19 protein-coding genes, 1 other RNA gene and 1 other annotated feature are annotated in these 21,334 nt (G+C 45.1%); of the genes, 17 read left to right on the forward strand and 3 right to left on the reverse strand.

Annotated features, from left to right (window positions below; genetic code table 11):
- The first annotated feature begins 26 nt into the window (after window positions 1-26).
- Genes queA through yajC form a run of 3 tightly spaced genes read left to right on the forward strand, consistent with a single transcriptional unit; the run spans window position 27 to window position 2,534 of the window.
- Window positions 27-1,055, forward strand: a complete 1,029-nt coding sequence (gene queA, locus BV11031_RS04170) for a tRNA preQ1(34) S-adenosylmethionine ribosyltransferase-isomerase QueA (RefSeq protein ID WP_010331018.1) — start codon at window positions 27-29, stop codon at window positions 1,053-1,055.
- A gap of 26 nt (window positions 1,056-1,081) precedes the next feature.
- The gene (gene tgt / locus BV11031_RS04175; protein WP_010331017.1) at window positions 1,082-2,227 is read left to right on the forward strand and encodes a tRNA guanosine(34) transglycosylase Tgt; all 1,146 of its coding nucleotides are present in this window, start codon (window positions 1,082-1,084) and stop codon (window positions 2,225-2,227) included.
- Window positions 2,228-2,267: 40 nt separating this feature from the next.
- Entirely contained in the window at window positions 2,268-2,534 is a 267-nt protein-coding gene (gene yajC / locus BV11031_RS04180) for a preprotein translocase subunit YajC (protein WP_003237527.1), read from the forward strand.
- A 53-nt stretch (window positions 2,535-2,587) separates the two neighbouring features.
- Here the strand turns inward: yajC and BV11031_RS04185 are convergent, their stop codons facing one another.
- Window positions 2,588-2,977, reverse strand: coding sequence for a TIGR04086 family membrane protein (locus tag BV11031_RS04185; RefSeq protein WP_010331016.1), 390 nt, complete (start codon window positions 2,975-2,977; stop codon window positions 2,588-2,590).
- Window positions 2,978-3,173: 196 nt separating this feature from the next.
- Between BV11031_RS04185 and BV11031_RS04190 the strand changes: the two genes are divergently transcribed.
- Window positions 3,174-3,830 carry a DUF421 domain-containing protein gene (locus BV11031_RS04190; RefSeq protein ID WP_010331015.1) on the forward strand — a complete coding sequence of 219 codons (657 nt, stop codon included), beginning with the start codon at window positions 3,174-3,176 and terminating at the stop codon, window positions 3,828-3,830.
- Between the two features lie 3 nt (window positions 3,831-3,833).
- Here BV11031_RS04190 and spoVB read toward each other — a convergent pair whose 3' ends face one another.
- Complete coding sequence (gene spoVB / locus BV11031_RS04195) at window positions 3,834-5,390, reverse strand: stage V sporulation protein B (RefSeq protein ID WP_010331014.1); 1,557 nt, start codon at window positions 5,388-5,390, stop codon at window positions 3,834-3,836.
- A 116-nt stretch (window positions 5,391-5,506) separates the two neighbouring features.
- On the opposite strand from spoVB, the gene comN reads away from it, so the two are divergent.
- The 8 genes from comN to dtd all read left to right on the forward strand — a co-directional run bounded on the left by comN (window position 5,507) and on the right by dtd (window position 14,890).
- Complete coding sequence (comN, locus tag BV11031_RS04200) at window positions 5,507-5,803, forward strand: post-transcriptional regulator ComN (protein ID WP_010331013.1); 297 nt, start codon at window positions 5,507-5,509, stop codon at window positions 5,801-5,803.
- A gap of 38 nt (window positions 5,804-5,841) precedes the next feature.
- A complete protein-coding gene (gene secDF / locus BV11031_RS04205; RefSeq protein WP_010331012.1) occupies window positions 5,842-8,055 on the forward strand; it encodes a protein translocase subunit SecDF in 2,214 nt (737 codons plus the stop codon).
- Between the two features lie 158 nt (window positions 8,056-8,213).
- A complete protein-coding gene (locus BV11031_RS04210; RefSeq protein WP_010331011.1) occupies window positions 8,214-8,711 on the forward strand; it encodes a cation:proton antiporter regulatory subunit in 498 nt (165 codons plus the stop codon).
- 76 nt (window positions 8,712-8,787) lie between these two features.
- Window positions 8,788-9,120, forward strand: a complete 333-nt coding sequence (locus tag BV11031_RS04215; protein ID WP_010331010.1) for a LapA family protein — start codon at window positions 8,788-8,790, stop codon at window positions 9,118-9,120.
- A 66-nt stretch (window positions 9,121-9,186) separates the two neighbouring features.
- On the forward strand, window positions 9,187-11,547 hold the full coding sequence (recJ, locus tag BV11031_RS04220) for a single-stranded-DNA-specific exonuclease RecJ (protein ID WP_010331009.1): 2,361 nt from the start codon (window positions 9,187-9,189) through the stop codon (window positions 11,545-11,547).
- Window positions 11,548-11,552: 5 nt separating this feature from the next.
- Complete coding sequence (locus BV11031_RS04225) at window positions 11,553-12,065, forward strand: adenine phosphoribosyltransferase (protein ID WP_010331008.1); 513 nt, start codon at window positions 11,553-11,555, stop codon at window positions 12,063-12,065.
- A gap of 167 nt (window positions 12,066-12,232) precedes the next feature.
- Window positions 12,233-14,437 (forward strand): GTP diphosphokinase, encoded by a 2,205-nt coding sequence (gene relA, locus BV11031_RS04230; RefSeq protein ID WP_010331007.1) that lies wholly within the window; start codon window positions 12,233-12,235, stop codon window positions 14,435-14,437.
- Between the two features lie 12 nt (window positions 14,438-14,449).
- Window positions 14,450-14,890, forward strand: a complete 441-nt coding sequence (dtd, locus tag BV11031_RS04235; protein ID WP_010331006.1) for a D-aminoacyl-tRNA deacylase — start codon at window positions 14,450-14,452, stop codon at window positions 14,888-14,890.
- A 25-nt stretch (window positions 14,891-14,915) separates the two neighbouring features.
- Here dtd and BV11031_RS04240 read toward each other — a convergent pair whose 3' ends face one another.
- Window positions 14,916-16,469: an N-acetylmuramoyl-L-alanine amidase family protein gene (locus tag BV11031_RS04240; RefSeq protein ID WP_010331005.1), complete on the reverse strand. Its 1,554-nt coding sequence runs from the start codon at window positions 16,467-16,469 to the stop codon at window positions 14,916-14,918.
- 130 nt (window positions 16,470-16,599) lie between these two features.
- Here BV11031_RS04240 and BV11031_RS04245 point away from each other — a divergent pair, with 130 nt between their 5' ends.
- From BV11031_RS04245 to BV11031_RS04265, 5 genes are all read left to right on the forward strand, one after another.
- Complete coding sequence (locus BV11031_RS04245; RefSeq protein ID WP_010331004.1) at window positions 16,600-16,770, forward strand: YrzK family protein; 171 nt, start codon at window positions 16,600-16,602, stop codon at window positions 16,768-16,770.
- A 60-nt stretch (window positions 16,771-16,830) separates the two neighbouring features.
- Window positions 16,831-17,062 (forward strand) — a binding site (T-box leader).
- Window positions 17,063-17,151: 89 nt separating this feature from the next.
- Window positions 17,152-18,426, forward strand: coding sequence for a histidine--tRNA ligase (hisS, locus tag BV11031_RS04250; RefSeq protein WP_010331003.1), 1,275 nt, complete (start codon window positions 17,152-17,154; stop codon window positions 18,424-18,426).
- A gap of 13 nt (window positions 18,427-18,439) precedes the next feature.
- Window positions 18,440-20,218 (forward strand): aspartate--tRNA ligase, encoded by a 1,779-nt coding sequence (gene aspS, locus BV11031_RS04255; RefSeq protein WP_010331002.1) that lies wholly within the window; start codon window positions 18,440-18,442, stop codon window positions 20,216-20,218.
- 60 nt (window positions 20,219-20,278) lie between these two features.
- A non-coding RNA gene (gene ssrS / locus BV11031_RS04260) (6S RNA) lies at window positions 20,279-20,471 on the forward strand.
- A gap of 82 nt (window positions 20,472-20,553) precedes the next feature.
- Complete coding sequence (locus BV11031_RS04265; protein ID WP_010331000.1) at window positions 20,554-21,318, forward strand: tRNA threonylcarbamoyladenosine dehydratase; 765 nt, start codon at window positions 20,554-20,556, stop codon at window positions 21,316-21,318.
- Window positions 21,319-21,334: the final 16 nt, after the last annotated feature.

Here is a 21,334-nt window from a genome sequence, read left to right on the forward strand (position 1 = left end):
AAGACTAGAATAAAGGTGAAATCATCATGAAAGTCGATTTATTTGATTTTGAATTACCGGAACGTTTAATTGCACAAGTGCCGTTGGAACAGCGTGATGCTTCAAGGCTGATGGTGCTTGATAAACATACGGGAGAGCTGACTGACAGCTCGTTTAAGCATATTATCAGCTTCTTTAAAGAAGGAGATTGCCTTGTGCTGAACAATACCCGTGTGCTCCCGGCGCGGTTATTCGGAACAAAAGAGGATACCGGCGCGAAAGTGGAACTTCTTTTGCTCAAACAAGAAGCTGGTGACAAGTGGGAAACGCTTGTCAAACCGGCGAAACGGGTGAAAAAGGGAACCGTAGTGACGTTTGGAGACGGAAGATTAAAGGCAGTCTGTACGGATGAGCTTGAGCATGGCGGCAGAAAAGTAGAATTTCAATATGAAGGCATTTTCTATGAGGTGCTGGAATCCCTTGGAGAGATGCCGCTCCCACCATATATCAAAGAACAGCTTGATGACAGAGAGCGCTACCAAACAGTGTTTTCAAAAGAAATCGGCTCTGCCGCAGCGCCTACTGCAGGCCTTCACTTCACGGAAGAAATCTTGCAGCAATTGAAAGACAAAGGTGTGCAAATTGAGTTCATCACTCTTCACGTAGGCCTTGGAACGTTTCGCCCTGTGAGTGCCGATGACGTTGAAGAGCATAATATGCATGCAGAGTTTTATCAAATGTCAGAAGAAACGGCTGCGGCTTTAAACAAAGTAAGGGAAAAGGGCGGCCGAATCATTTCCGTCGGCACGACTTCGACACGCACGCTTGAAACGATTGCCGGGGAGCATGACGGACAATTTAAAGCATCAAGCGGCTGGACATCTATCTTTATTTATCCGGGCTATGAATTTAAAGCCATTGACGGAATGATTACAAACTTCCATTTGCCTAAATCGTCATTGATTATGCTGGTCAGTGCGCTTGCGGGAAGAGAAAACGTTCTGCGCGCCTATAACCATGCGGTGGAAGAGGAATACCGTTTCTTCAGCTTCGGAGACGCGATGCTGATTCTATAATTTGAGAACAGGAGGCCTCACCAAAAGTGGCTGAACAACCAATACGCTATGAATTTATAAAAGAATGCAAACAAACAGGGGCGCGGCTGGGCAAAGTGCATACGCCCCATGGCTCCTTTGAAACGCCTGTTTTTATGCCGGTGGGCACACTGGCGACAGTCAAAACGATGTCGCCTGAAGAGCTGAAAGCAATGGATGCGGGCATCATTTTAAGCAACACGTATCACCTGTGGCTCCGACCGGGCCAGGATATTGTGAAAGAAGCGGGCGGGCTCCATCAATTTATGAATTGGGACCGCGCGATTTTAACAGATTCAGGCGGTTTTCAGGTCTTTTCTTTGAGCAAGTTTCGTAATATAGAGGAAGAGGGCGTCCATTTCCGCAATCACTTAAATGGGGACAAGCTGTTTTTATCTCCAGAAAAAGCGATGGAAATCCAAAACGCACTCGGCTCCGATATTATGATGGCGTTTGACGAATGCCCGCCATATCCGGCAGAGTACGATTATATGAAGCGCTCAGTTGAGCGGACAAGCCGCTGGGCGGAACGCTGTCTGAATGCCCACAGCCGCCAGAATGAACAAGGGCTGTTTGGCATCGTGCAAGGCGGAGAATATGAAGATTTGCGCACGCAAAGCGCGAAAGACTTGATTTCTCTTGATTTTCCGGGATATGCTATAGGCGGATTATCTGTAGGTGAACCGAAGGATGTCATGAATCGTGTGCTTGAGTTTACAACACCGCTTTTGCCGAAGGATAAACCGAGATATCTGATGGGGGTCGGTTCTCCGGACGCACTGATCGATGGGGCGATCCGCGGGGTCGATATGTTTGACTGTGTGCTGCCTACTCGGATTGCAAGAAATGGCACAGTGTTTACCGCTGATGGCCGTCTCAATATGAAAAATGCGAAATTCGAAAGAGATTTCCGTCCGATTGATGAAGAATGTGATTGCTACACATGTAAAAACTACACACGCGCGTATATCAGACATTTGATCCGCTGCAACGAAACATTGGGCCTTCGATTAACAACTTATCATAACCTTCATTTTCTGTTACACTTAATGGAGCAGGTAAGACAGGCTATTCGTGAGGATCGTCTGGGTGATTTCAGAGAAGAGTTCTTTGAGCGTTACGGCTACAACAAGCCAAATGCGAAAAGCTTCTAAATAAAAATTAATCACTGGCTTACAGAAAGGGGTGAAAATTATGACAGGCACTTTAGGTACATTGGTTCCTATTATTTTAATGTTTGCGGTCCTTTATTTCTTGCTGATTCGTCCTCAGCAAAAACAGCAAAAGGCTGTGCGCCAAATGCAGGAGGAACTGAAAAAAGGCGATTCAGTAGTGACAATCGGGGGATTGCACGGCACTGTTGACTCTATCGACGAAAGCAAAGTCGTCATTAAGACTGGTGAAAACACACGTCTAACGTTCGACCGCCGCGCGATCAGAGAAGTTTCTGCTGCTGAATAACAGCAGGAGCTATACATAGCAAACAAAAAAAGAGCGGATGATTCCGCTCTTTTTTATGTGGAAGACCTGTTTCCCCTCATATTCACGCCGAAAATCCCGCCCAGCATGCAGACCCCTAAAAATCCTAGATGGTAAAGCAGCTGCTCCGCTGTAAATGTTATTCCGAACCCTAAATACTGAAACAACAAAATAATCACTGAAAAGCTTAAGGCAGTCAACGCCCCGATCATCCAGCCTCTTTCCTTCCCTTTTCCTCCTGAGATAAACCCGCCGATGAATAAAGATAGAAATGAGATGGCGGTGATCAGCCAGTTAAATGACGACTCTTCAAGCGAGGTTGCCGTCAGTAAAAGTGAAACGGCTAAGCTCGTCAGAAGCATGGCTGAGAAAATGGCGATTAAGCCGTAAAGAATGCCTTTTCCAACTTGTTTCGTTTCCTCCATGAATGTCTCCTCTCTGCCTGTATGTAAAGGCCTCTGTTCTTTTTGAACAAAGCTATCAGACATGCTGATGGCTCGTCTTTGTAAAAATGTATTCCCTTATCCCGATAATTAGACGTAAAAGCTTTATGAAATCGATTTGTTCATCTTACATAATTTGTTCGTTTTGTTGCATCCTATGGTGAGTTGGAGGTGTAATATGGAAGAGCTTCTCACTATTACGATTCGCACGATTATATTGTATTTTGTGATATTGGTCATTTTTCGTTTTATGGGCAAACGGGAGATCGGGGAGCTTAGCATTTTAGACCTCGTTGTCTTTATCATGATGGCTGAAATTGCCGTTTTAGCGATAGAAAACGTAGAAGATCATCTATTTCACACCATTTTGCCAATGCTTGTCTTAATGATTATTCAAGTGACATTCGCATACTTTTCTTTAAAAAACCGAAAAATCCGCCAGCTTCTGGACGGCAAGCCGACGATTATTATTAAATATGGAAAAATTGACGAAGACGCAATGAAATCACAGCGTTATAATTTTGATGATTTAATGGTTCAGCTCAGAGAAAATAATATCGACAGAGTAGCTGATGTATCATTTGCCATTTTGGAGCCGTCAGGCAAACTGACAGTTGTCAAAAAAGAAAAGAGCGGCGAGCATCGGCAGCTCGAAATGCCGCTCATTATAGACGGAGCTATCCAAACAGAAAACCTGTCCAGAATCGGTAAAGATAAGCAATGGCTGCTTGATAAATTAAGAAAACACGGATATACAAATTGTTCAGAGATTTCATTCTGCTCGTTTACTGACGGAGAATTATTTATTGATGAAAAAGATGGGCCTCGCACGTGAGCATTATCGGACGATCAGCCGTCCGATAATGGGAATGCGGCGAAGCTCATCTTTTTTAATTAAACGGAAAATAAGCAGGAGGACGATATAGACGGCAACGCTCATCACAATCCATCCGGCGACATTCACAACTTCGGACGCGCCAAAGGTTACATATTGTTTGATAGCGGAGCTGATGAATCCGCATACCACAATCACAGCGAAACTGAGCGCATATTCCTTGATTTTGATACTGATTGGCAGCACCTTGCTCACTGTTGCCGCATGCAAAAGCGTAACGAGCACCATGCCTGTTACGATGGCTAATGCCGCGCCCATTATGCCGAGGGACGGTCTGGTGGCAAGGACGAAAATAAGACCCGTTTTGACAAGGGCCCCGATTAAGCTGTTCATCATCGCAGCGCCCGCTAAATTAAGCGCCTGCAGCACAGCTTGAAGAGGGCCTTGAAAATAATATAGCAAAAAAAACGGGGCCATGACTTTGATAAATACAGCTGCGCCTGAGGAACCATACATCACCCTCATCAGCTCATCCGCAAATACATACAAAATGACAACTGCAATCCCCCCGCTGAGCAGGCACAGACGCATTGCCTGCTCCAGCCTGTATTCCACCACCTGCAGTTTTTTCTGTTCCATTCCTTCACTGATCGCAGGAACAAGTGCAGTCGACAAAGAATATGTAATAAAGCTGGGCAGAGTCAATAGCGTCATGGCAAAGCCGGTCAGCTCCCCGTATTGCTTCGTGGCGGCAACTGTCGCTACGCCGGCGATGGCAAGGCTTTGAGCGACGACAATCGGCTCGAAAAACCAAGAGAGGTTGCCGATAAAGCGGCTTCCCGTCGTAGGAAGGGATACGCTCATTAATTGGGTGAAGGTTTGTTTGCCGTTTTTAATGGATTGGAAAAAATGCTTTCTGATTTTGATTGTTTTTTTATACTTAAAGCAAACAAACAAATAAAGGAGTGACGCCAGCTCACCTGCGACTGAAGATATCATTGCCCCTGCTGCGGCATATTCAATTCCGTAAGGGAGAAAAATCGTCGTGCATACAGCGACAAGTGAAATGCGGACGACCTGTTCAAGAACTTGTGACACGGCTAGCGGGTTCATATTCTGTTTTCCTTGAAAGTATCCCCTGAGTACACTGGATATGGCAATGATCGGCACAACCGGCGTAATGGCCAGAAGCGGGTACAGTGTTCTCTTATCTGTCAGCATCGTTTCCGCCATAACCGGGGCGAAAAATAAAAACAGCGGTGTAAAGATTAGGCTGAGCACTCCTGTGATGGTCAGTGACATGACTAAAATATTTTTTGTTTTTTGATGATCTCCGCGCGCGCTGGCTTCAGCCACAAGCTTGCTGATCGCGACCGGAAGACCGAATTGAGTTAATGTAGTAGCCAAGAAAAAGGTCGGCGCCGCCATCATGTAAAGCCCGACTCCTTCTTCACCGATAAACCGGGCGATCACCACCCGGTTGACAAAACCGAGCATTCTTGTAACCATTCCTGCAGCGATCAGGATAAGAGTGCCCCTTAAAAACGTCTGTTTCGCCATTTTTACCCCCTGCCTTCTCAAACTACCTGTAATCATATACAATAAAGATATGCGTTTATATCGTCCAAGCATGACAAGTCTTCTTGAAAAACAATAAAAAAAGGAGCGTGGAATTCATGGAGAAGCATCCCGCCGATCTATATAAAGACCACGTCAGGCCGTTTCTTCGCAGCAAATTGGAAGAGTTTAAGATTCTCGGATATGATGATGTTGAACTCGAAAGTTTGTGGTCGTACTTAACAGATAAGAAGTGGAAAAAGAAAACGGAACTGCACATTTATGAACTGACAAGCGATATTTTATCAGTGAAAATTGGCGAATTTATGAACTATGCAACTGTTGAGTCGTTTAAAACGTCTAATTGGCTGGGCAGTGAAGAAGGCCAGGAAGCATTGGAAGAACTGCTGAGATAGCAGGCTGATTCACATAGGTTTAAGGGAGGATATACATAATGAAAAAAGGGCGCTTGATTGCGTTTTTCCTTCTCGTTTTATTGATTGGCACGGGCTTAGGCTACTTTACGAAGCCTGCGGCTAACAATATTACGTTAGGATTGGATTTGCAAGGCGGATTTGAGGTGCTGTATGATGTACAGCCCGTAAAAAAAGGTGACAAAATCACAAAAGACGTTCTGGTCAGCACAGTAGAGGCGTTGAACCGCAGGGCCAATGTTCTCGGTGTCAGCGAACCGAACATTCAAATCGAAGGGAATAACCGGATTCGCGTTCAGCTCGCTGGGGTGACAAACCAAAACAGAGCACGTGAAATCTTAGCCACTGAAGCTCAGCTTTCTTTCAGGGATACAAATGATAAAGAATTGCTGAATGGCTCTGACCTCGTCGAAAACGGGGCTAAACAAACATATGACGCCAAAACAAATGAACCCATTGTCAGCATTAAACTGAAAGACGCTGATAAATTCGGCGAAGTGACTAAAAAAGTCATGAACATGGCGCCAAACAATCAGCTTGTCATTTGGATGGATTACGAAAAAGGAGACTCCTTTAGAAAAGAAGTTCAAAAAGAGCATCCCAAGTATGTATCTGCTCCAAATGTAAGCCAAGAATTAAACACAAAAGATGTTACAATTGAAGGTCAATTTACGGTTCAAGAAGCGAAAGATCTCGCAAGCATTTTAAACGCCGGCGCGCTTCCTGTAAAACTGACTGAAAAATATTCAACATCAGTAGGAGCACAATTTGGACAGCAGGCGCTGCAGGATACGGTGTTTGCAGGCATTATCGGAATCGCAATTATTTTCTTATTTATGCTTTTCTATTATCGCCTGCCTGGATTTATCGCAGTGATTACGCTGTCGGTTTACATCTATATTACACTCCAGGTCTTTGACTGGATGAATGCTGTACTCACACTTCCGGGAATTGCCGCGCTCATATTAGGTGTCGGGATGGCTGTTGATGCAAATATCATCACCTATGAACGGATTAAAGAGGAACTTAAGCTAGGAAAGTCGGTCCGCTCTGCCTTTCGTTCAGGAAACAGACGGTCGTTCGCGACGATTCTTGACGCCAATATTACAACGATCATTGCGGCGGTTGTGCTCTTCATCTTTGGGACAAGCTCTGTAAAAGGGTTTGCGACAATGTTGATCCTGTCGATTTTGACAAGCTTTATCACAGCGGTTTTCTTATCAAGATTTTTGCTGTCGCTACTTGTGGAAAGCAGATGGTTTGATCGGAAAAAAGGCTGGTTCGGCGTCAAAAAGAAACATATCATGGATATTCAGCATACAGATGAAAATACCGAACCGTATACGCCGTTCCAAAAATGGGACTTCACAAGCAAGCGTAAATTTTTCCTCATATTCTCCAGTGCCATCACTGTTATAGGAATTATTATTTTGCTCGTGTTTAAGCTGAATCTGGGCATTGATTTTGCAAGCGGCTCACGGATTGAAGTGCAAAGCGAACATAAGCTGACCACAGAGCAGGTGGAGAAAGACTTTGCATCAATTGGGATGGACCCTGATACAATTGTACTTTCTGGTGACAAAAGCAATATCGGGGTTGCGCGTTTTGTCGGAGTGCCAGATAAAGAAACGATTGCCGAAGTAAAAACGTACTTCAAAGACAAATACGGGACAGAGCCGAATGTCAGCACAGTTTCACCGACAGTCGGTAAAGAGCTCGCGAGAAATGCCCTGTACGCAGTCGCGATCGCTTCTATCTGTATCATCATTTACGTTTCGATCCGGTTTGAATATAAAATGGCGATTGCCGCTATTGCTTCGCTGCTGTATGACGCTTTCTTCATCCTTACCATTTTCAGCATGACAAGGCTGGAAGTAGATGTTACGTTTATTGCCGCCGTCCTGACGATTATCGGATATTCGATAAACGATACAATTGTTACATTTGACAGGATTCGCGAGCATATGAAAAAACGCAAGCCGAAAACATTTGCTGACCTGAAACATATCGTAAACTTAAGCCTGCAGCAAACCTTTACGCGTTCAGTAAATACGGTACTGACTGTAGTGATTGTTGTAGTGGCGCTGTTGATTTTTGGAGCGGCTTCTATTACGAACTTCTCAGTCGCACTGTTAATCGGGCTGTTGACAGGTGTATATTCATCCCTATACATCGCCGCGCAAATTTGGCTTGTATGGAAAGGGAAAGAACTGAAAAAAGATTCGATTCAATAAAAAAGTGTCAGGCTGTCCTTTGCTGGGCAGCCTGTTTTTTTGAAGTTTCATTGAACTTAAAATAGACATTTGCTATAATGACATGCGCTTACATTTACACATATAAATGGTGTTAAAAAGTATGTGGCTGGTTTTCAGATATGTGGGAGGGTTTATATATGAGGGTTCGTGAATCAGTGTTGCCGGGCATCGGGCATAAAGTGGAAATCATCACGAGAAACCGCGATAAAATTTCAATTATTATTCATCATGACGGCCGGAGAGAGCTGTACTATTTTGATGAAAATGATCATGAAGAATGTGTTGCCTCGGTGCAATTTGATGACGCTGAAGCCAGGCAAATTTCTGCCATTCTGGGCGGAATGGCATATAAACCAAAAGCATTGGAAAGCGTCGAGGCAGCCCTTAATGATTTAATTATAGAGTGGTGTAAAGCAGAGGTTGGAGCGCCTGCCATTCATCATACAATCGGTGATTTGAATGCAGGGCAGGAATATCATGTGACCATCATTGCGATTATTAAGAAGAATCAGGAAAAACAATTGAATCCGAGATCGGCAACCGTCATTGATGAAGGAGATACCCTTGTGATTTCCGGTGAGAGAAACGGACTGAAGAGGCTGATCCGGGAAAAGTTAACCGCAAATGAGGCTTGACCTAGCGTCAAGCCATGTTTAAAACAAGCCTTGACAGGGAAAGTTACCTAATAATGTGAAGTTTGGGGGAAAGAGAATGAATAAACAATGGACCATTATTTTCGCACTTATTTTCACCTTAATTGTCGCTATTTTTGCAGTGATTAATGTAAGATCGGTAGAAGTTGATTATCTGTTTGGCAGATCGGAGTGGCCGCTTATTCTTGTTATTTTAGGCTCCGTTTTAATGGGGGCGCTGATCGTATTTTCTGCCGGCATTTTTCAAGTGATGAAACTAAAGCGGGAAATAAAAGCGCTGAGGAAAGAAAACAAAACTGCACAAGGCACGATACATAAACAAGAGGATACGTTGCATCCTGACCTGAACGACACACAGGATGCATCAGCCAGACTTGAGAAAAAAGACTAGTTTTCGAATAATATTTGAAACCCCTCAGCCTGCTCTAGTATAATAGGGTGGTTGAGGGGTGAATTTATGTTAGCATCAAAAATGCGATGGGAAATCCAGCGACCAGATCAGGATAAGGTCAAATCACTCACAGAACAATTGCATATCACACCTCTTGTTGCGTCCCTGCTTGTAAAAAGAGGCTTTGATACAGCAGAAAGCGCAAGCCTGTTTTTACATACAAAGGATGCCGATTTTTATGATCCGTTTGAAATGAAGGGCATGAAAGAAGCGGCAGATCGAATAAAACAGGCGATATCACAACAAGAACAGATTATGATATATGGCGATTATGATGCCGATGGAGTTACCAGTACCTCAGTGATGCTCCATACACTGCAAAAGCTGTCGGCTCAAGTTGATTTTTATATACCTGACCGCTTTAAAGAAGGCTATGGCCCTAATGAACAGGCGTTTCGTTCGATTAAAGAACGAGGCTTCTCTCTGATTATTACGGTTGATACAGGGATTGCCGCTGTGCATGAAGCAAATGTGGCCAAGGAACTCGGGCTGGATGTTATCATTACAGATCACCATGAGCCGGGGCCGGAGCTTCCGGATGTTCACGCGATTGTCCACCCGAAGCAGCCGGGCTGTACCTACCCGTATAAAGAACTGGCCGGAGTCGGAGTTGCGTTTAAGCTTGCCCACGCTTTATTGGGCGAACTTCCAGATGAACTGCTTGACCTGGCAGCGATCGGCACGATTGCTGACCTTGTCCCGCTGCATGACGAAAACAGATTAATTGCAACACTGGGACTTGAAAGGCTTCGGCGGACGAATCGGCTGGGCTTACAAGAGCTGATCAAGCTGTCAGGCGGAGACCTTGGAGAAGCGAACGAAGAAACTGTCGGGTTCCAGCTTGCACCAAGGCTGAATGCCGTCGGGAGAATCGAACAGGCGGATCCCGCTGTCCATTTGCTTATGTCAGAGGATCAGTTAGAAGCGGAAGAGCTTGCCGCTGAAATTGACCAGCTAAACAAAGAGCGCCAAAAAATGGTTAGCAAGATGACGGATGAAGCGATTGAAATGGTTGAACAGCAAAATCTCGACCAAACTGCAATCGTCGTGGCCAAAGCCGGGTGGAACCCAGGTGTCGTCGGGATTGTGGCTTCAAAGCTTGTGGACCGATTCTATCGTCCGGCCATTGTGCTTGGCATTGATGAAGAAAAAGGGATTGCTAAAGGTTCGGCCCGGAGCATCAGAGGCTTTAATTTATTCGAGAGCCTTTCTGAATGCAGAGATATTCTTCCGCATTTCGGCGGCCATCCAATGGCGGCGGGGATGACGCTGAATGCCGAAGATGTGCCGGATTTGCGGAACAGGCTGAATGAACTAGCGGAAAACACGCTTACGGAAGAGGATTTTATTCCTGTACAGGAAGTTGATCTCGTCTGCGGTGTCGAGGACATTACGGTTGACAGCATTACAGAAATGAACCTGCTGTCCCCCTTTGGGATGCTGAACCCGAAACCGCACGTTCTCGTGGAAAACGCTGTGCTGGAAGATGTCCGCAAGATCGGCGCGAATAAAAATCATGTAAAAATGACGGTCAAAAACGAGTCGTCTCAGCTTGATTGCGTCGGTTTTCATAAAGGTGAGCTTGAAGAAGGCATTGTCCCCGGCTCAAGAATTTCAATTGTCGGTGAGATGTCTATCAACGAATGGAACAATAGAAAAAAACCGCAGCTAATGATTAAGGATGCCGCTGTTTCTGAATGGCAGCTGTTTGATTTAAGGGGAAAACGGATGTGGGAAGACACAGTTTCCGCCCTTCCATCTGCTAAACGGGCTATTGTTTCTTTCAAAGAAGATTCAACAACACTTCTTGAGGATGAAGACCTTCACCGCGAAGTGCACGTCATTAGCTCTGAAGATCAAGCGAAGGCGTTTGATCTCGATGGTGCTTATATTGTACTGCTGGATCCGCCGCCTTCCTTGGACATGCTCACACATTTGCTGGAAGGCAAGGCGCCCGAGCGGATATATTTTATTTTTCTCAATCATGAGGACCACTTTTTATCAGCTTTTCCCGCAAGAGACTACTTTAAATGGTATTATGCGTTTCTTCTGAAAAGGGGTTCTTTCGACGTGAAAAAACACGGTTCAGAGCTTGCGAGGCATAAAGGCTGGTCAATAGAAACAATCAATTTCATGACAAAGGTGTTTTTTGATCTCGGTTTTGTTAAAATAGAGAATGGTGTGCTGTCTGTGGTTAGCGGAGTGAAAAAACGCGACTTAACAGACTCACAAACATATCAGGAGAAGAAGCAGCTGATGGAACTGGATCAAAAGCTGAATTATTCTTCTGCTGAAGAGCTGAAGGAATGGCTGAATAAGCTGATGAAAAAAGATTCAGAGGCTTATGAAAGTACGAGGAGGACATAAAACAGATGGATTTAAAACAATACGTAACAATTGTACCGGATTACCCGAAAGAGGGCGTGCAATTTAAAGATATTACGACATTGATGGATAAAGGCGATGTATACCGCTATGCCACAGACCAAATTGTTGAATATGCGAAAGAAAAGCAAATTGATTTGGTCGTCGGACCTGAAGCGCGCGGCTTTATTATCGGCTGTCCTGTTGCTTACGCGCTTGGCGTTGGTTTTGCGCCGGTTCGTAAAGAAGGCAAATTGCCTCGTGAAGTGATCAAAGTGGACTACGGCTTGGAATACGGAAAAGACGTATTAACGATCCACAAAGATGCGATTAGACCGGGTCAGCGTGTGCTTATTACAGATGACCTGCTTGCGACAGGCGGCACAATTGAAGCGACAATCAAACTTGTTGAAGAGCTTGGCGGCGTTGTTGCTGGTATCGCTTTCTTAATCGAGCTTTCTTACCTTGACGGCAGAGAGAAGCTTGAAGATTATGATATCTTAACATTGATGAAATATTAAAGATAATCGCATAACGAAAAAGCACTCCATGTCAGGGTGCTTTTTTCCTATTGGTTTGCATTTATTTTATATAATATTTGGAGATTTGAACTTCTGCTCTTTACATCTTTCGTTTTTTTCTTGATAATAAACTACAATACAGTTTACATTCTAAAAAAGGTGATTCCATGGCGAACGAACAAGTATTGACTGCCGAGCAAGTTATTGATAAAGCGCGCAGCTATCTATCTGATGAGCATATCGCATTTGTCGAAAGAGCATATCTATACGCTGAAGATGCTCATCGCGAGCAATACCGCAAATCGGGCGAGCCATATATTATTCATCCGATTCAGGTTGCGGGGATTCTCGTGGATCTGGAAATGGACCCTTCCACAATCGCGGGCGGATTCCTGCACGATGTCGTGGAAGATACAGATGTGACGCTCGATGACCTGAAAGAAGCATTCTCTGAAGAAGTGGCAATGCTTGTGGACGGCGTAACGAAGCTCGGCAAAATTAAATATAAATCTCAAGAGGAACAGCAGGCGGAAAATCATCGCAAAATGTTTGTCGCTATGGCTCAAGATATCCGGGTCATATTGATCAAGCTGGCGGATCGTCTTCACAATATGCGGACGCTGAAACATCTCCCTCAGGAAAAGCAGCGGAGAATTTCCAATGAAACACTGGAGATTTTTGCTCCTTTGGCGCATCGTCTCGGGATTTCTAAAATTAAGTGGGAATTGGAAGATACAGCGCTCCGTTATTTGAATCCTCAGCAATATTACAGAATTGTCAACCTCATGAAAAAGAAACGCGCAGAACGTGAACTTTATGTAGAAGAGGTTGTCAATGAAGTGAAGAAACGTGTCGAAGAAGTGCACATCAAAGCTGACTTCTCGGGACGCCCGAAACACATTTACAGCATTTATCGCAAAATGGTGCTGCAAAATAAGCAATTTAACGAAATTTACGATTTATTGGCTGTCCGTATTCTTGTGAATAGCATAAAGGATTGCTATGCGGTGCTCGGCATCATTCACACCTGCTGGAAACCGATGCCAGGCAGATTCAAAGATTACATCGCAATGCCGAAGCCGAATATGTATCAATCGCTTCATACAACGGTAATCGGGCCTAAAGGCGATCCGCTGGAAGTGCAGATCCGCACCTTTGAAATGCATGAAATTGCGGAATACGGGGTTGCGGCTCACTGGGCTTATAAAGAAGGGAAAGCGGCCAGCGAAGGCGCAACCTTTGAGAAAAAGCTTTCTTGGTTCCGTGAAATTTTAGAATTCCAAAATGAATCAACAGATGCTGAAGAATTTATGGAATCACTCAAAATCGATTTGTTTTCTGACATGGTGTATGTCTTTACGCCGAAAGGAGATGTCATCGAGCTTCCTTCCGGTTCTGTTCCAATTGATTTTTCTTACAGGATTCACTCTGAGATCGGCAATAAAACAATCGGTGCCAAAGTAAACGGAAAAATGGTAACGCTGGATCATAAGCTTCGGACAGGTGATATCGTTGAAATACTCACCTCCAAGCATTCCTACGGTCCGAGCCAGGATTGGGTCAAACTTGCCCAAACATCCCAGGCAAAGCATAAGATCCGTCAATTCTTTAAGAAACAGCGGCGCGAAGAAAATGTCGAAAAAGGCCGTGAGCTGGTCGAAAAAGAAATTAAAAATCTGGATTTTGAAGTGAAGGAAGTCTTAACGCCGGAGAATATCCAGAAGGTTGCTGACAAGTTTAATTTCTCAAATGAAGAGGATATGTACGCGGCAGTCGGCTACAACGGCATTACAGCCTTGCAGGTCGCAAACCGCCTGACGGAAAAAGAGAGAAAGCAGCGCGATCAGGAAGAACAGGAAAAGAGCGTTCAGGAAGTCACTGCGGAATCTAAGCCTTACCCGCAGGGCAGGAAACGGGAAGCAGGTGTCCGCGTCAAGGGGATCGACAATCTTCTTGTCCGTTTGTCAAAATGCTGCAATCCTGTACCGGGTGACGATATTGTTGGATTCATCACAAAAGGCAGAGGGGTCTCAGTCCATCGTGATGACTGTCCGAATGTCAAGACGAATGAAGCGCTGGAGCGGCTGATTCCGGTAGAGTGGGAGCATGAGTCGCAGGTTCAAAAGCGCAAGGAATATAATGTTGAGATAGAGATTCTTGGTTATGACCGCCGCGGATTGCTGAACGAGGTGCTTCAGGCAGTGAATGAAACGAAAACAAATATTTCATCTGTTTCTGGCAAATCGGATCGCAATAAAGTGGCAACCATTCATATGGCCATTTTTATTCAGAACATCAATCACTTGCACAAAGTCGTCGAGCGTATTAAACAGATAAGAGACATCTACTCTGTGCGCCGCGTCATGAACTAAAGGGGTTAGAAAATGAGATTAGTTGTTCAGCGAGTAACAGAAGCTAGCGTTACAGTGAATGAAGAGATTGTCGGTCAAATTGGACAAGGCATCATGGTGCTGGTCGGTATCACTCACGATGATACTGAAGAGGATGCAGCTTATTTAGCAGATAAAATTGTTCATCTTCGTATATTCGATGACAGTGAAGGGAAAATGAATCTGTCTCTTTTAGATATAGGAGGAGAAATTCTCTCCGTCTCACAGTTCACGCTTTACGGTGATACGAAAAAAGGGCGCCGGCCAAACTACATGAACGCCGCCAAACCTGATAAAGCTTTAGGCCTCTATGAAAAATGGAACGACCTGCTTCGTGAAAAAGGAATCAAAGTGGAGACCGGAACGTTTGGAGCGATGATGGATGTTCAGCTTACAAACTCCGGACCGGTCACGCTTATGATGGATTCAAAATAAAAAAGCTGCCAAAAGGCAGCTTTTTTTATTGGAAATATTTCTCCAATCCGCTCTCGATACCGTCTGTTACTTTTTCTTGGTAAGAGCTGCTATGTACAATGGCCTCTTCCTGCGGATGGCTTACATATCCCAGCTCATACAGCATAGCGGGCTGTTTGTTTTCACGGAGCACATAATAATCTCCGAACAACACGCCGCGGTCTGGAATGGAAGAACGCTTCACCACTTCAGAGTGTACATCCGCCGCTAGTTCTTGATCTTTGGCAGGGCTGTAGTAATAAGCGGTGCTGCCTCTCGTGGAAGCATCTGCATAGCTGTCATAGTGAATGCTGATAAAGGCGTCAGCGTTGCGATAGTGAGATGTAGAGACCCGTGATTGCAGGCTGACGAAGGTATCATCCTGGCGTGTCACATACACATCTGCTCCAGCTGATCTAAGTTTGCCGGCGAGCAGTTTTGCCGTTTTGATCGTCAGGTTTTTCTCGAATTTACCCGAATAGCCGATCGTTCCGCTGTCTTTTCCTCCGTGCCCCGGATCAACAATTATCGTTTTATTGTTCAGAGAGCCGTTTCCGGACGGAGAATCAGCGACAGGGGGTTCACCTGCTTCTTCCGCGCTTTTAGACGTTTGAACCACCCAATTGGCGACATAAGCAGTCTGCCCATTATCAAGCTTTATTTCATACCAGCTGCCCTTTGAACCGGTAATCGGGTAGGAATCACCTTTGGCAGCGCGTTCCACGATCGAAGCTGATGTTGATGCGTCGCTTCTAACATTCGTTCCTCCATATACAATATAGGCTTTTTTAGCGGAGGATGAGCTGTGGGCATTTGCTGAACTTTCAGCTGGATCAGAACTAGATAAAAGGTAATGGCTTGCAACCCAGCCTTTCAGCCCATTTGCTTCAATGTGAGCCCAGCCATTTTTCTCGTTGAGAATTGTCACTTTCGTACCGCGATCAAGTTTCGTTATAATCGCCGCGTCATGTGAGGCGGAGGCTCTTACATGCAGTGAAGAAACGCCGACCGTGCCCGTTGTTGCACCGGAAGATTCAGTTTGTTGATTCCCCTCAGATACTGCTGAACTGCCGCCTGACGTGACATATTCAGATGACACCCATCCGGTGGCATTCTGATAGGATATTTTGATCCATCCGGAATCTTTATCAATAACAGACCCTTGGCTGCCTTGCGGAAATTTGCCGATGACGTCATATGAAGTCCCCGGGCCTGTTCTCATCCGCAGATCTGGATCTGTTGATGTAACAGTACCACTGCTTTCCGAAGAGCTCGTGCCGCTCAGGTCTTCTTTTGTAATAAGCCAGGACACCACCCAACCTTTTTCTCCGGAACCAAGCTGAATCTGCACCCAGTCTCCTTTTTCATTTAAAATCGGGTAGTGCTCTCCCTTTCTTGCTTCTGCAGTAATACCGTAGCTAAGTCCCGGGCCGCTTCTGACGTTCATTTCATCAGTTGCGATGACCGCTTCTCCCTGAGCGGCTGTAACGGAAGAAAACGGCGGGAAAAGCGTTCCGGCGACAATAATACATACAATAAGAACAAAGTATTTCTTGCTCATTGCGTCCTCCTTTCAGATATCGTAAAAAAGCTTTCTTGCTTAATATCGTAAAGTCCTTTCAGATTTTTAAATAAAAATAAAATGATATGTTTATACTAGGCGTAAATACAATCATAAAGGTGTGCAAATCATGAAATATCATCCAAAAATGGGCCGCGCGTTTCACGACGGTGAAGCAAACCTGCATTACAGCGATCACGCAGATCCCGAAACGACCGGTTATCTTACTGAAACAGCATCTGAATTCGGTCTTATGTCCAAAGAAGCAGCGATAAGGAATAACAACCGGAATAAAGCTTGACAGAGGACTGCAATCCCATTATTATAATAGAAATTGAGTACATAGCAAAATGATGAAAGATTTGAACCGATAATGGAGAAGAGTAGGTCAGATTGCATGGCTAGAGAGGAACCGCCCCAGGCTGAAAGCGGATCCCATTGCGTCTTTCGCGAAACAACACTCCGGAGGTTTCCTGCTGAACGCGGTACTACCGTCATTAGGCAGTGAACGTGAACCTGCGTTAAAGGATCGAGTGGGAATATGACCATATTCCAACTAGGGTGGCACCACGGGTATAACTCTCGTCCCTACTATACATGTATAGTAGGGGCGGGAGTTTTTTATTTTCATCATGAATGATCATTGTATATTTTTATAAGGAATACATAAGGAGGTCTACACATGGGATATAGCATTCCAAGAGGAACACAGGATATTTTGCCTGGAGAATCAGATCGCTGGCAGTTTGTTGAACAAATTATGAGAGACACTTGCCGCACTTATCAATATAAAGAAATCCGCACACCGATTTTTGAGCATACAGAACTGTTTGCCAGAGGTGTTGGTGAGTCTACGGATATCGTACAAAAAGAAATGTATACTTTTCAGGACCGCAAAGGCAGAAGCCTGACGCTTCGTCCGGAAGGAACAGCAGCGGCGGTTCGCGCGTTTAATGAAAACAAGCTATTCGCAAACCCTGTCCAGCCGACAAAGCTTTATTATGTCGGGCCGATGTTCCGTTATGAACGTCCGCAGACGGGCCGTTACCGCCAGTTCTATCAGTTTGGAATTGAAGCGATAGGCTCAAAAGATCCTGCGATTGATGCCGAAGTCATGGCGCTTGCGATGAGTATTTATCAAAAAGCAGGTTTGCACAATGTTAAGCTTGTGATAAACAGCCTCGGCGACCAAGAAAGCCGCAAAAGCTACAGAGAAGCGCTCGTGAAGCATTTTGAGCCTCGCATCGAAGAGTTTTGTTCAGACTGTCAGTCACGGCTGCACACAAATCCGCTCAGAATCTTGGATTGCAAAAAAGACCGCGATCATGAACTGATGAAATCAGCGCCTTCAATTTTGACATATTTAAATGAAGAATCAGCGGCTTATTTTGGCAAAGTGAAACAATACTTAAACGATCTTGGCATTGCGTATGAAATTGATCCTAATCTTGTGAGAGGGCTGGATTATTACAACCACACGGCATTTGAAATCATGAGCAATGCGGAGGGTTTTGGGGCGATTACAACCCTTGCCGGCGGCGGACGTTACGACGGTTTGGTCGAACAGATCGGCGGACCTGAAGCGCCGGGTATCGGTTTTGCGATGAGCATTGAACGCCTGCTTGCCGCCATTGATGCTGAAAAAAGAGAACTGCCTGTCGATCAGGGAATCGATTGCTATGTCGTCACGCTCGGCGAAAAAGCAAAGGATTATTCTGTTTCATTGGTGTACAAACTGAGAGAAGCAGGAATCTCCAGCGAAATCGATTATGAAAATAAGAAAATGAAAGGCCAGTTCAAAACAGCTGACCGCCTGAATGCCAGATTTATTGCGATTTTGGGTGAAGATGAGCTAGCTCAAAATAAAATCAATGTTAAGGATGCACAGACGGGCGAACAGATTGAAGTGGCACTTGATGAATTTATACATGTGATGAAGGCAAACCAAAAGGGATAAGGAGTGGAATCTATTGTTTGGAAGAACATATTATTGCGGTGAAATAACTGAAAAAGCAATTGGTGAATCTGTAACGCTGAAAGGCTGGGTCCAAAAAAGACGGGATCTCGGCGGATTGATTTTTATCGACTTGCGCGACCGCACGGGAATTGTTCAAGTCGTGTTTAACCCTGATGTGTCAAAAGAAGCGCTTGCTATTGCGGAAGGCATCCGAAACGAATACGTGCTTGATATTCAAGGGAAAGTGGTGGCGCGTGAAGAAGGAACAGTCAATCAGAATTTGAAAACAGGCGCGATCGAAATTCACGCTGATGGAGTGGCTGTATTAAGTGCTGCGAAGACACCGCCATTTGCGATTTCTGATCAAGCGGAAGACGTATCAGAGGACGTCCGTTTAAAACACCGTTACTTGGATTTGCGCAGGCCGGCTATGTTTCAAACAATGCAGATGCGCCATAACGTGACGAAAGCCGTTCGGAGCTTTTTAGATGAAAACGGGTTTCTTGATATTGAAACGCCGATTTTAACAAAAAGCACACCTGAGGGCGCACGTGACTACTTGGTGCCGAGCCGTGTGCATGAAGGTGAATTCTATGCGCTGCCTCAGTCACCGCAGCTATTTAAACAGCTTCTGATGGTGTCAGGCATTGAACGCTATTATCAAATTGCCCGCTGTTTCCGCGATGAAGACTTGCGTGCAGACCGCCAGCCTGAGTTTACGCAAATCGATATTGAAATGTCCTTTATGAGCCAGGAAGATATCATGTCATTGGCTGAGGATATGATGGCAAAGATTATGCGTGAAACAAAAGGTGTGGAACTCAAGCTTCCTCTTCCTCGTATGACATACGATGAGGCAATGAACCGTTATGGGTCGGATAAGCCGGATACGCGTTTTGATATGCTTTTGACAGATGTGTCTGACATTGTGAAGGATACAGAGTTTAAAGTATTCTCATCAGCTGTCGCAAACGGCGGCGTTGTAAAGGCAATCAACGTAAAAGGCGGAGCGGGCGATTACTCCAGAAAAGATATCGACGCTCTTGGCGCTTTTGCTGCAAACTATGGGGCAAAAGGACTTGCCTGGGTAAAAGTTGAGGCGGACGGAGTAAAAGGCCCAATCGCAAAATTCTTTGATGAAGACAAGCAGTCTAAGCTGATTGACGCGCTTGATGCCGCTGAAGGTGATTTGCTGCTGTTCGGAGCGGATTCATTTGAAGTGGTTGCCGCATCGCTCGGTGCCTTGCGCTTAAAGCTTGGGAAAGAACGCGGACTGATTGACGAAAACCTGTTCAATTTCTTATGGGTGATCGACTGGCCGCTCTTAGAGCATGATCCGGAGGAAGGCCGTTTTTACGCAGCACATCATCCGTTCACAATGCCTGTCCGTGATGATCTTGAACTGATTGAAACAGCGCCTGAAGACATGAAAGCACAAGCCTATGACCTCGTCTTAAACGGCTATGAGCTTGGCGGAGGTTCAATCCGTATTTTCGAAAAAGAAATTCAGGAGAAAATGTTTGCGCTTCTTGGCTTCTCACAAGAAGAGGCAGCTGAGCAGTTCGGATTCTTATTGGAAGCATTTGATTACGGCGCTCCTCCGCACGGCGGAATCGCGCTCGGCTTAGACCGTCTCGTTATGCTTCTCGCAGGACGCACGAACCTAAGAGATACGATTGCATTCCCGAAAACGGCAAGCGCAAGCTGCCTGATGACCGAAGCGCCAGGGGAAGTAAGCGACGCCCAGCTTGATGAGCTTCATCTTTCTATTAAGAAAAAAGTGAAGAACTGATTGGGCAGTTCGAATCTTGAAAATCAAAATCGTCTATGATATGATTTTGACAAGTTAAATAAAGTCCTGATGTGTTAGTTGTACACCTAGTTTTGACCGAACATTTTTTTGATTTGGGAGCCCGCATTTTTAAATGGCGTACATGCCTCTTTTCATTCGGTAAAGAGGACTTACAAGATTTAAAAGAGGGCACCCACCTGCTGAGAGCGGGTTCAAAACAAAGGAAAGCTGCAACGGCACTATTGGGACTTTATTTTTTGTGCGCAGAAAAAACGGCTGGTCTTGGATCAGCCATTTTATAGATGAAACCAGAATACGAATGTGGAGTGAGGTTCTTGTTACACCAGTTTTCACGCAATGAATTAGCTATCGGAAAAGAAGGCCTTGAAACGCTGAAAAACAGCACGGTTGCTGTGCTGGGGGTTGGCGGAGTCGGATCGTTCGCAGCGGAAGCCCTCGCGCGGTCAGGCGTCGGCCGGATTCTGCTTGTCGACAAAGATGATGTGGACATTACAAATGTAAACCGCCAGCTTCACGCGCTGCTTTCAACTGTCGGACAGCCGAAAGTTGATTTAATGAAAGCGCGGATCGCGGACATTAACCCGGAGTGTGAAGTGATCGCGTTAAAGATGTTCTATACCGAAGAAACGTATGAACAATTTTTTGACTATGAGCTTGACTACGTCATTGATGCGTCAGACACGATCCATTATAAAATCCATTTAATGAAAGAATGTCTGAAGCGGGATATTCCGCTCATCTCCAGCATGGGTGCGGCTAATAAAACGGATCCCACACGCTTCCAAATCGCTGATATTTCAAAAACGCACACTGATCCCATTGCGAAGGTCGTCCGTACGAGATTACGCAAAGAGGGCATCAAAAAGGGCGTTCAAGTGATTTTCTCTGACGAAAGCCCGATTGTTATTCGGGAAGATGTCAGAAAAGAAGTGGGAAATGACGAAGCGAACATCCGCAAAGCAAAAATGCCGCCATCCTCAAATGCTTTTGTGCCGTCAGTGGCCGGTTTGATTATGGGCGGACATGTTGTCATGGATCTTTTAAAAGATGTTGAAATCAAACGTGTGAAGGATAAATAATGCATAAGAAACAGCC

Source organism: Bacillus vallismortis (genome assembly GCF_004116955.1).
GTDB classification, from domain to species: Bacteria; Bacillota; Bacilli; order Bacillales; family Bacillaceae; genus Bacillus; species Bacillus vallismortis.

Coding starts and splice junctions, on each gene's coding strand:
- queA (WP_010331018.1), top strand. CDS start 27: ATGAAAGTCGATTTATTTGATTTTGAATTACCGGAACGTTTAATTGCA.
- yajC (WP_003237527.1), top strand. CDS start 2,268: ATGACAGGCACTTTAGGTACATTGGTTCCTATTATTTTAATGTTTGCG.
- BV11031_RS04185 (WP_010331016.1), bottom strand. CDS start 2,977: ATGGAGGAAACGAAACAAGTTGGAAAAGGCATTCTTTACGGCTTAATC.
- BV11031_RS04190 (WP_010331015.1), top strand. CDS start 3,174: ATGGAAGAGCTTCTCACTATTACGATTCGCACGATTATATTGTATTTT.
- spoVB (WP_010331014.1), bottom strand. CDS start 5,390: ATGGCGAAACAGACGTTTTTAAGGGGCACTCTTATCCTGATCGCTGCA.
- comN (WP_010331013.1), top strand. CDS start 5,507: ATGGAGAAGCATCCCGCCGATCTATATAAAGACCACGTCAGGCCGTTT.
- secDF (WP_010331012.1), top strand. CDS start 5,842: ATGAAAAAAGGGCGCTTGATTGCGTTTTTCCTTCTCGTTTTATTGATT.
- BV11031_RS04210 (WP_010331011.1), top strand. CDS start 8,214: ATGAGGGTTCGTGAATCAGTGTTGCCGGGCATCGGGCATAAAGTGGAA.
- BV11031_RS04215 (WP_010331010.1), top strand. CDS start 8,788: ATGAATAAACAATGGACCATTATTTTCGCACTTATTTTCACCTTAATT.
- recJ (WP_010331009.1), top strand. CDS start 9,187: ATGTTAGCATCAAAAATGCGATGGGAAATCCAGCGACCAGATCAGGAT.
- BV11031_RS04225 (WP_010331008.1), top strand. CDS start 11,553: ATGGATTTAAAACAATACGTAACAATTGTACCGGATTACCCGAAAGAG.
- relA (WP_010331007.1), top strand. CDS start 12,233: ATGGCGAACGAACAAGTATTGACTGCCGAGCAAGTTATTGATAAAGCG.
- dtd (WP_010331006.1), top strand. CDS start 14,450: ATGAGATTAGTTGTTCAGCGAGTAACAGAAGCTAGCGTTACAGTGAAT.
- BV11031_RS04240 (WP_010331005.1), bottom strand. CDS start 16,469: ATGAGCAAGAAATACTTTGTTCTTATTGTATGTATTATTGTCGCCGGA.
- BV11031_RS04245 (WP_010331004.1), top strand. CDS start 16,600: ATGAAATATCATCCAAAAATGGGCCGCGCGTTTCACGACGGTGAAGCA.
- hisS (WP_010331003.1), top strand. CDS start 17,152: ATGGGATATAGCATTCCAAGAGGAACACAGGATATTTTGCCTGGAGAA.